General features: G+C 34.6%; 10 protein-coding genes. 2 read left to right on the plus strand and 8 right to left on the minus strand.

The features are described from left to right. Positions 1–31: 31 nt before the first annotated feature. The 5 genes from GJU43_RS09780 to GJU43_RS09800 are packed head-to-tail and all read right to left on the minus strand — an operon-like array spanning position 32 to position 3,969. Positions 32–1,159 carry a type II secretion system F family protein gene (locus GJU43_RS09780; protein ID WP_154340581.1) on the minus strand — a complete coding sequence of 376 codons (1,128 nt, stop codon included), beginning with the start codon at positions 1,157–1,159 and terminating at the stop codon, positions 32–34. Next, entirely contained in the window at positions 1,156–1,659 is a 504-nt protein-coding gene (locus GJU43_RS09785; protein ID WP_154340582.1) for a type II secretion system protein J, read from the minus strand. The genes GJU43_RS09780 and GJU43_RS09785 overlap by 4 nt, the downstream gene beginning before the upstream one ends. Then, positions 1,640–1,984: a hypothetical protein gene (locus GJU43_RS09790; protein ID WP_154340583.1), complete on the minus strand. Its 345-nt coding sequence runs from the start codon at positions 1,982–1,984 to the stop codon at positions 1,640–1,642. The genes GJU43_RS09785 and GJU43_RS09790 overlap by 20 nt, the downstream gene beginning before the upstream one ends. Next, complete coding sequence (locus tag GJU43_RS09795) at positions 1,959–3,170, minus strand: polymer-forming cytoskeletal protein (RefSeq protein WP_154340584.1); 1,212 nt, start codon at positions 3,168–3,170, stop codon at positions 1,959–1,961. The genes GJU43_RS09790 and GJU43_RS09795 overlap by 26 nt, the downstream gene beginning before the upstream one ends. 4 nt (positions 3,171–3,174) lie before the next feature. Beyond that, on the minus strand, positions 3,175–3,969 hold the full coding sequence (locus GJU43_RS09800; protein WP_154340585.1) for a toxin-antitoxin system YwqK family antitoxin: 795 nt from the start codon (positions 3,967–3,969) through the stop codon (positions 3,175–3,177). A 220-nt stretch (positions 3,970–4,189) separates the two neighbouring features. Here GJU43_RS09800 and GJU43_RS09805 point away from each other — a divergent pair, with 220 nt between their 5' ends. Both GJU43_RS09805 and GJU43_RS09810 read left to right on the plus strand, forming a co-directional pair. Then, complete coding sequence (locus tag GJU43_RS09805; RefSeq protein WP_195760033.1) at positions 4,190–5,320, plus strand: RHS repeat domain-containing protein; 1,131 nt, start codon at positions 4,190–4,192, stop codon at positions 5,318–5,320. Continuing rightward, positions 5,317–5,820 carry a hypothetical protein gene (locus GJU43_RS09810; RefSeq protein ID WP_154340587.1) on the plus strand — a complete coding sequence of 168 codons (504 nt, stop codon included), beginning with the start codon at positions 5,317–5,319 and terminating at the stop codon, positions 5,818–5,820. The genes GJU43_RS09805 and GJU43_RS09810 overlap by 4 nt, the downstream gene beginning before the upstream one ends. A 457-nt stretch (positions 5,821–6,277) precedes the next feature. Here GJU43_RS09810 and GJU43_RS09815 read toward each other — a convergent pair whose 3' ends face one another. From GJU43_RS09815 to GJU43_RS09825, 3 genes are all read right to left on the minus strand, one after another. After that, positions 6,278–7,324 carry a tyrosine-type recombinase/integrase gene (locus GJU43_RS09815; protein ID WP_154340588.1) on the minus strand — a complete coding sequence of 349 codons (1,047 nt, stop codon included), beginning with the start codon at positions 7,322–7,324 and terminating at the stop codon, positions 6,278–6,280. A gap of 195 nt (positions 7,325–7,519) precedes the next feature. Then, the gene (locus tag GJU43_RS09820) at positions 7,520–8,131 is read right to left on the minus strand and encodes a hypothetical protein (protein WP_154340589.1); all 612 of its coding nucleotides are present in this window, start codon (positions 8,129–8,131) and stop codon (positions 7,520–7,522) included. Further along, positions 8,121–9,048 (minus strand): RHS repeat domain-containing protein (locus GJU43_RS09825; RefSeq protein WP_195760034.1); only part of this gene is annotated, 928 nt, incomplete at its 5' end. The genes GJU43_RS09820 and GJU43_RS09825, both read right to left, overlap by 11 nt.

The raw sequence follows: 9,048 nt of genomic DNA on the forward strand, positions 1-9,048 counted from the left end.
GGCAAAAATACAAATTGTAATGAAACTATTACTATTTATTTATGATTTTACTTAAATCAAACATTGGGGCGTACATCGATACCATAATGACGCCAACAATGACTCCGATCACTATGATAATCATGGGTTCCAGGATCACTCCGATCATCTTGGTCTGATGGCTTATTTCTTCATTATATTGTTCCGTAAGTCGCTCAAACATGGTCTCCAGCTGGTTCACCTGTTCGGCTACTTCAACCATCGAAACCATTTTGTTTTCAAACACGTCGTGCTTTTTTAAACTTTCATTTAAGGAAGCACCGCGTGTGATGTCGTCCTTGATTTCGTGAATCGCCATTTCGATCGGGTAGAAGCCAATCATTTTGGCTGTAAGCGACAGGGAGTTGATCAATGTGGTCTTAGACGTAATCAGTAAATTCATCGCCTGGCAAAAACGCGAAATATAAATTTTGCGGATGAGGTTTCCGAAATAAGGTATTTTCAAAATCATCTTTGTGGTCAGTGCCCGGTAAAAATCTTTTTCTTTCAGCAAGGCGTGCGTGATAATTAATCCGATGATGATGGCCAGTACAATGCTGAATATCGTTCCCGAATGATTTGATATTTTGATAATCACCTGTGTGCTTTTCGGTAATTCGCTGCCAAATTGTTTGAACACGGAACTAAACATCGGAACTACTTTGTTCAGCATAAAATAAAGTACCAGAACGGTTACGATCATCACAATCGCCGGATAGGTCAATACAGAAACAATCTGCCTTTTCATCTGGATTTTACGGTTGAAGTATTTCTGCAGTTCGGCCAGGACTTCTTCCAGTTTTCGGGTTTCCTCCCCAATCTGAATGCTGTAATATTCGTAAGCCGAAAACTGATTCGTTTCGCGCATGGACTCGTAAATACTTCTTCCTTCAATAACCTTGTCTTTGATCTGAAGGATGATATCCTTCTCAAATTTATTACTGGACTGATTGCTCAGGATTTCGAGTGCTTTTTTAAAATCAACACCGGATTTGAGCAGCATACCCAATTCACGATAGAAAATTTCTTTTTTCTTGTCCGAAAGTTTTTTTGAGAATTGAAAGGATGCAGTACCTGACGGCAGCTTAAAATCCGTTTTTTCGGCCTTTGGGGCTTTGTATGTACTTAGATCAAGACTCATGGTTTGGGTGTTTTTTGTAATAATTCATTCGCATACACTCTTTTGTAAAAACTCAGGGACGATTCTTTTTCATTAATGGTTACGTTCAGTTTCAGTTTTAAAAATAACAATTGCTGTGATTTGCTTTTTACGGTATCAATCACAATCTGTTTGAGCTGAATCTTAAAAGTGTCAATAAAAGTCTCATTCGTCCGTATTGTATAGTCTTCCTGAAAAGTATAGTGTACCTGTTCTCCCGCATATCCTTTAAAAGAGAGTTCATTGTCGGTCCGGTTCATTTTTTCTTTTTCGAAAATGTCCTTGTTCAGGCTGTACGTCAGTCGGTTTAAATCGTTAACAAGCTGGTTCTGATTTCTGAAATCAATCATTCTTTCGGTTACAATAGAAAATATGGCGAATAAAATTCCCATGATAATGGCGGTGATGGCCATTCCAACCAGCGTTTCTATAATCGAAAACGCCGGAACCGAATTGTTGCGATTAGGGATTGCTTTCGACATAAAAACTTTTTTCAAACTTAAATTGCGAGCTGTCTTTGTACTGGACAGAGATTTTTTTCAGGCGGTCGTTGATCACTTCTTCTTCGATTAGCAGGTTTTCGTCCTGACTCTCATATTGTAACGAATCATTTTTCAATTGCGATAAAAAGAACAATTCATTGACCTTGTTTTGGGTGCTGTAAAATTTAGCCGAGGTTCGTGGTGTAAAAACTGCAGCAAAAATCAAAATAGCAAAATACAGACAAATCGAGATGATCGTCAGAGCAATAACCGATTCCAGTATGGAATTTGCTTTTACGCTATAATACTTTTTTAAGGATACCATAGCTGGTTTTTTGAGTGGTGAATAATGGGATCGAAATAAAATAAGGCGGCCGTTTGTCCGAATTGATTTCAAGGTCAGCAATGGTGTTGTCGTAGGAGGTAGCGCCCGTTTGTATAAAAAAGCGGTTGGTATAAACCGAGCCGTAAACGGTGCTTCTCAAAAATAATTTTCCGGTACAGTAAATATCGCCGAAGATCAATCCTTCTTCGGCTATCTCCATGCTGTTTTTGTCTAATTCTTCGATCGAATTGCCAAATAATACGACGGCACCGCTGATAATGCTTTCTTTCTTTATTTTTATTTTGCTTTCTGCTTCGTTGGTATTGTACACACAAATCACGGACGGATAATTGAGCACGACTTTTTCTTCGAGTTCAATTCCTTTTGTCGCAAAGGCCTGAACTGTTCCCTTAAAACCGGCTTCGAAGGTGATTTTGGGAGCGATAAGAATCACATCTTCCAACACAGCATTTTTTTGTATGCGAATCGAGTCTTTCGATCTCAGAATGAAATTGCCTTTGAAGATGACGCTGGAAAGTCTCGAACTCACCTCAATTTCTTTGGTTTCGTTGAGAAAAGAATTGTAGTACAGCGAGTCTTTTGGTCTTTCGATATCTTTTAAAGCAGTTCTCCGGCCTTGCGTCTGCGCGAATATTTTTTTGAAATCGGGATTAATCTCGGGAAGTGCAAGATCCGAAACGTTCACTTTTCCGTTATTCGTGATTTTGTTCGCGCCGCTGGTAATATAAGAAGTTTCAATAAAAGTGGAAGGCAGCTGGCTGTCCCCCGTTAATTTTACGGTACCGGAATACGAAAGCGGTTTGGAAATATTGGTCAGGTAAATAGCGGTTTTGTCCGTGCTGAAACTGCCGACAAAATGAGCTGAGGTTACGGTGTCATTTCCAACAGAAGATTCTGCCAGTAGCAGCGTAAGCAAACCGTACGATCTTGTTTTGTAATTTCCTTCAATACCGGAGTTTTCGTCTTTTTGAATTTCTTGCGGAAGGATTTTATTTCCCAAAGCAAAATTAACCATCGACTGGTTCTGAATGTATAATTCTTCCTGCAGGTTGTAATATAAATTAAGCTGATTGTACAAATTGGCAAAATACAAAAGCGCACCGCATATAATAGATACGATTAAACAAATGTAAATGGCGTACAATAAACTATGAGCCTTAACCATTCGCTTATTGCTTTTTTGTAAATATGTTTTTGAAGAATGTTTTGGTTTTAGAGTCTTTCTGTGAAGCTTTATCAGCGGCCTTTTTTTGTTTTTCAGCGGCCTTTTCTTTTTCTCTCTCTTTTTGTTTCTGTTCTTTTTCTGCTTTTTCTTTTTCTTTTGCAGCAGCTTTATAGGAAGCAAGCGTATTCAGGTCCGAAGTGCTTTCCAGTTCCTGTGCCTGTTTTTTAGTCGCTTCAAGTTTTGTCTGTTCTTCTTTTAGTTTGTATTCCTGGGATTTGGAGATTTTTTGTTTTCTTGGAACAAGAATTCCTTTTTTGTACACCAGCGTATCTTTCTTTTCGAAATTAATCCATTTTCCGATTTTCACACCTTTTTTGTATTTTCCGGTTTCGGCAAGAATACCCTTATCGTCATATCGCAAATAGTCTCCGGATCTGAGTCCTTTTTTCCAGTTCTCGGTAGCTTCAATCGTTCCGTTGGTATGCCAGGTTTTCCATAAGCCTACTTTTAGGCCTTCTTTAAACTGACCTTGTTCCGCCAGTTGGTTGCTGTGGTACATTTTTACGAACTTATCGTCAAGCAGCGTTCCTGCAATTCCGGCTTCAGCGCTGTGAATCGCTCCGCCCTTGAACCAAAAGTATACTTTATGGTCTTTTATTTTTATTTTTTTGTCGGTAGTATAAAATTCATATCTGAAGTTGGCATCAGAAATACGTTTGATAGCATAAGGATCCGAAAAAGAAATCAGAAACAAACTAAAAAAAAACAATAAAAAGCCGGGTAATACTCTTGTTTTCAATGTGGTATTTTTTTTAATAAAACTGGGGCAAGATAAACTTTTAAAATTCTTTTACAAATAAATAATGTAGGTTTTTTAATGATAAAGAAATGTTACAAAAAGCTGATTTAAATTGTGTTTGGGATACTCCACAAATCAAGTTTTTATTTTAGTTATTTTTCTATCTTTGAAAGGCTGAAAAATGCCTTTTAATGCAGTTTTATGCATTTTTTATTAGTGCTTGAGTTCTTGTATTTATTGGTCTGATGGTCTTTTAGATTACTATCCTTTTGGAATGCTGGTACCAAATCGTCATGAAAGCTCAAAAGAGTATCGTTACGGGTTTAATGGTAAGGAACTTGATAACGAATTAAAAGGTGAAGGGAATAGTTATGATTTTGGTGCTAGGATTTATGATCCAAGGATTGGTAAATTTTTAAGTCTGGATCCAATGCAAGATAAGTTCGCATATATAAGTCCTTATAGTTATGCAGAAAATAAACCAACTACTCATATAGATCAAGACGGGAAATATGCACTGTTTATTCATTATATGCTAACAAGGTATAAACTAATAAAAGCCGGAATGTCACAAGTGGTTGCTAGTTTAGTTGCACATTACAGCTCTACTTTTACAGATAATCCTGCGTCAAGATCATCAAATAACCAAGGAGATTTACTTGGTAGACTTATCGTTAATAAAAATTCGAAAGATAGTCAGGGCAGTAACCCTATTTTCTCAGCCATTGGAGGTTCATTATCTTCTAGAGAGGCAAAAGGTATACTTTATAATAAAGGAATTAATTATGATAGAACGGAAGAATCTCAATCCGAAAATCCAACTGCTCAAAAGTGGCATTCTACTCGAACTTTATATGAGAGCAATACTGTTACTGCTGCAGATGCTATAAATAGAAGTTTAAGTAATGCTTGGGATTTACTTTTTGATTCTGCAAATTTAAGTTCAATAGAGGCAATGCAGGCTAATACTGTAGCAATTGAAAATTTAGGCATGTCATTGCATACTTTTCAAGATGTTCAAGCTCATAAAGGAGCTGTTTTTAGAAGTGTATGGTTAAATGGTTGGGGATACTATAGTACATGGGGAAATGAACATGATTTGGATAATGACATGAACCCTGGTAGTAAAGCATTTAGACAAGCTGCTTTTGCTACGGAAAGTGCAATAACTATTCATCAAATTTTAAATGGAAAATTTAAAGGTCTTAAAAATGGTCAAAGAATCTATACCGAGGGAATGAGTCAAGTTCAGAAAGATGAATTAAATTCTGCATTGAATAAAGGTGGATATGAATTAACAAATATTGAAAGAAAGGATGTTAGTAGAATTGATAAGAAGAAGAAAAGATGAGGTATTTAAACGTTTTTTTAGTTTTATTTTTAATGGTATCATGCCAAAAGACGAACGATTATTATAGTGATATTAATAATTCAGATAATGAAAGAATTAAAGTTGAGGGCTTTGAGATGTTGGATCTTTCAGTCTCAGCAATAAAGACGAATAAAAGTCTTGTTGTGTCTTTATATTTTATTTTTTTAGATGAATCATTAAAATTAGAGGATTTTAATATGCAGGTAATTGGATTGGAGAAAACTAATTTAATTACAAAAGAATGTTATATGCTTAATGGAGGAGAAACTGTAACTTTTGATACGTTTAAGGAGATTAAAAATCATGTTAATGAAACGCAAGAAAAGTTTATAATATATTTTGAAATTAAAGACCCAAAAATATTAAATATAGATGATTTAAATTTTAAAGTCTTTATTAAATCTAATTTTGGAACTCTAAATAAATCGCTTGTTATGAAAAAACATTCTAGATATAGATTTTTTTTGGAAGGAGCATAACTGGTCTAGATCTGAGAACAGTTCTTTACAAATGCCAAATTTATCGTATGCTATGTGCGGATGTATTTAGACTTCGCACTGTAACGGATAATCCACAAACAGCATAAATTAAAACAAAAAAACCTGATACCAGATATGATTCTGGTACCAGGTTTTTCTTTTTTTAACTCTTTTTATAAATCCCTCCTTAAACCTTCTTCAAAAGAAAAAAGCAAACTAAAAGTGATATCGAAGAATAACGACAGATCCCGATTCTCAACCTTAATCTGCCAGTTTGACATTGCGTTTTTTTAGGTCGTTTCTCCGTCACCGATCCGTCATTCCTATACGGAAACTTCGTTTGCAAATTTTAGAGCATTTAGTCTTTTTCAGTCAGATTGTCAGGCAAATGAGTAGCGCGAATTGTGATTTTATTACCGGTTAATCGTCATTTTCTTTAGTATGAGTGTAGATCCAATTAATAACTCTCCAGTTTACTATGTACTTTCTCAATTTCCTTATCCATATACGCTTGTGCATAATGCACGTATCGATTAAAAGAGGTACTGGCATGGCTGTGCCCGCTAATTTTTCGAACCAAATGTTCCGGCATACCCAAAATTAGTAAAGTGGTAATCGCAGTTCGCCGCATCATGTGCGAACTCATTTTATCGCAAAACCTGTTTTTAACCAGATCTGTTTTTTTTGTAATACGTTGTGTTTTGCCTTGTCTTTCTCGGGAAACTTCTATTGGGGCTGTAAAGCCGGCAAGCTCCCCAATTTGTTTGAGGCTTTTATTAAAATTGAACAAACTGATAGTACCAAAAAGCGGCGTTTTATTGTTCGTTGTGGCATAACGCTGGAAAATAGTCACGGCATAAGCAGAAAGTTTAATAAAACTAAAGGTTTTGGTTTTCTTGGATTTGAGCTTCAGGTACCAGTCGTCTTCCATTTTTTCGAAGTTTTTATTGGTCAGTAAAAAAATATCGGAATACCGTAAACCAGTGGTACAACCAAACACAAAGATGTCTTTAATGCGTTTGTAACTCGGAATAAGGGTCTGTTCAAATTCTTTGTCGTGAATTAAAAACTTAAGTTGTTCCGGTGATAATACAAAGATTTCTATTTCTTCTTTTCTTACATAAAACAGACGCTGAAAATCACCTGTATTTAAATCCTTGTCGTTTTTCAGGTAATTAAAAAACACCCGGATCACTTTAATATTGGCCCCCACATAATTGTCGTGACAGCCTTTTTTATAAAGGAAATCCGTAAACTTCTGATAAAATTTTTTCCAGTAACTTTTCTCGGAGGTCAGTTCCCGTTTATCCAGTTTTGAAGCGTCACAAATACGCAGTTCAAATTTAGTATCACTCGAAAACTGAATCAGATTTTGTAAGACATATTTATAATTATCTATCGAACTGGATTTTATTTTTTCACCATTTTTTTTGAGTCGCTTACCCGTTTCCGTTTCTCGTATAAACTGTTTGAAAAGAGGAATAATAGGACTCGTTTTTTTCATGGGTGTGATTTTGTGGTTTGTGCCAAAAATACAATTTTAGGTGAAAGTGAAACTATGTATATGCATAAATAAAAAACTACAACTTTTTTAGGGTTGTAGTTTTTTATTGCTTCATGTTTTAATCTATGCTTTTTGCGGATCATCATTTAGGGTGCGACATCAGAAGGCACTTGCACAACACAAACGATAAATTTGTTATTTTGAGAAACTTTTTGCAGAGCTAGATTCCAAGCTAATAAGATTCTTTTCAACTATATAATAGGAATTAAAACAGGATTCTTTATACTTTATTTCGATTCTATAATTGTTTAACTTAGAATTATTATCTAAAATTTCTCTATTAGTAACATTCATTTTTGTTCCTTTAGTCATCAAAACATCTTTAAAATAAAACTCATAATCGAATGAATTCCTAGAGACATCTAAATCATTAATTTTTACAATTTCAATTTCAACTGCTGAATTGTATGATGCTAATAGAATTATAACATTCAACACTGTATATATTAAAAGATAAGATACTAATAAAAGACCTAATAAAAACAACCCCTTATTTATAAAAAATTGCATTTTAAACTTAAGCAACAATAATTTGTTTTGTACATATTTAAATCGAGCAATTTCAAAAGGAGAAAACAAAAAATCCTTTATTGTAGATTGAAACAAAATCACTAACATGGTTAAAAATAAAAATGTTAAAAAAAGACGTTTATATATTTCAACATTGTTGACTATATTAATAGCTAAATAGTATGAAAAAAAAGAAAAGATTATTAGTCCTAAAAATTTAAGTGCATTATTCAACATTGAGAACTTCTTTAGTTTTTTTTGAGACAACTTTCCCTGCTGCGGCTGTTCCTACTTCTTCTGCCATTTTTACTTTTTTATAGGTTTCTTTAATCTTATTAATCTTATCTTGTTGTTTAGTAATTTTTTTTGTGTAATTAGAAATTCTCTTTGCTGAATCTCCATTTGCAATTTTTCTTTCTAATTTTTGCTCAAGTCTTTTTAAAGATTTAAAGTTATCTGCATACTTTTCTAATACTTTTTCTGCAGCTCCTTTAAAACCAGTATCTATTAAGCCTTGTACAATTGACTCTATTCCAATTCCCTTCATAGCCGTTGAAAACTCACCAAAATCAAATTCTCCAGTTTGTTTATTGTTAAATTTACCTTGCATGTATGCGTCAACAGTTCCTTTAACCATCTCTTCTGTTATTGCAATTAAAACCTTTCCAATTTTAGTTTTACTTAGTTTAACTATTCTTGATGCAGTTGCTGAACCAGGAACAATACTCGATTCTCCCCAAGCCTTAACACCGTCCCAAGATGCAGAAAACCATCCAATATCATGAAAAGCTTCTTCAGCACTATTTCCTTCTAATAAATATGAACTTAAAAAATCCACACCAACACTTAACATGAAAGCAGTTGCTGCTTCAGTCAATCCGGAAATAATTGGATCTTTACCATCTGGATCAGTTACCAGTATTGGATTATTCAAAGAATAATTATATGGTGAGTATTGCGGAAATTTGCGTTCCATTTTATCAGGCGCAAACCATCTTCCAACTCTTGGGTCGTACATTCTCGCTCCATAATCATAACTATTACCTTGTCCGCCTTTTAACTCATCGTCTTTTGGCATTCCGGTAAATCCATAACGGTATTCTTCGGTGTCGGCATGACGATTTGGTACCAGCATTCCAAAAGGATAGTAATCT

Origin of the sequence: Flavobacterium sp. LC2016-23, assembly GCF_009674775.1 — a bacterium.
Lineage (GTDB): Bacteria > Bacteroidota > Bacteroidia > Flavobacteriales > Flavobacteriaceae > Flavobacterium.

Excerpts from the sequence above, each read along its gene's own strand:
- GJU43_RS09780 (WP_154340581.1), bottom strand. The coding sequence starts at position 1,159 with ATGAGTCTTGATCTAAGTACATACAAAGCCCCAAAGGCCGAAAAAACG.
- GJU43_RS09785 (WP_154340582.1), bottom strand. The coding sequence starts at position 1,659 with ATGTCGAAAGCAATCCCTAATCGCAACAATTCGGTTCCGGCGTTTTCG.
- GJU43_RS09790 (WP_154340583.1), bottom strand. The coding sequence starts at position 1,984 with ATGGTATCCTTAAAAAAGTATTATAGCGTAAAAGCAAATTCCATACTG.
- GJU43_RS09795 (WP_154340584.1), bottom strand. The coding sequence starts at position 3,170 with ATGGTTAAGGCTCATAGTTTATTGTACGCCATTTACATTTGTTTAATC.
- GJU43_RS09810 (WP_154340587.1), top strand. The coding sequence starts at position 5,317 with ATGAGGTATTTAAACGTTTTTTTAGTTTTATTTTTAATGGTATCATGC.
- GJU43_RS09815 (WP_154340588.1), bottom strand. The coding sequence starts at position 7,324 with ATGAAAAAAACGAGTCCTATTATTCCTCTTTTCAAACAGTTTATACGA.
- GJU43_RS09820 (WP_154340589.1), bottom strand. The coding sequence starts at position 8,131 with ATGTTGAATAATGCACTTAAATTTTTAGGACTAATAATCTTTTCTTTT.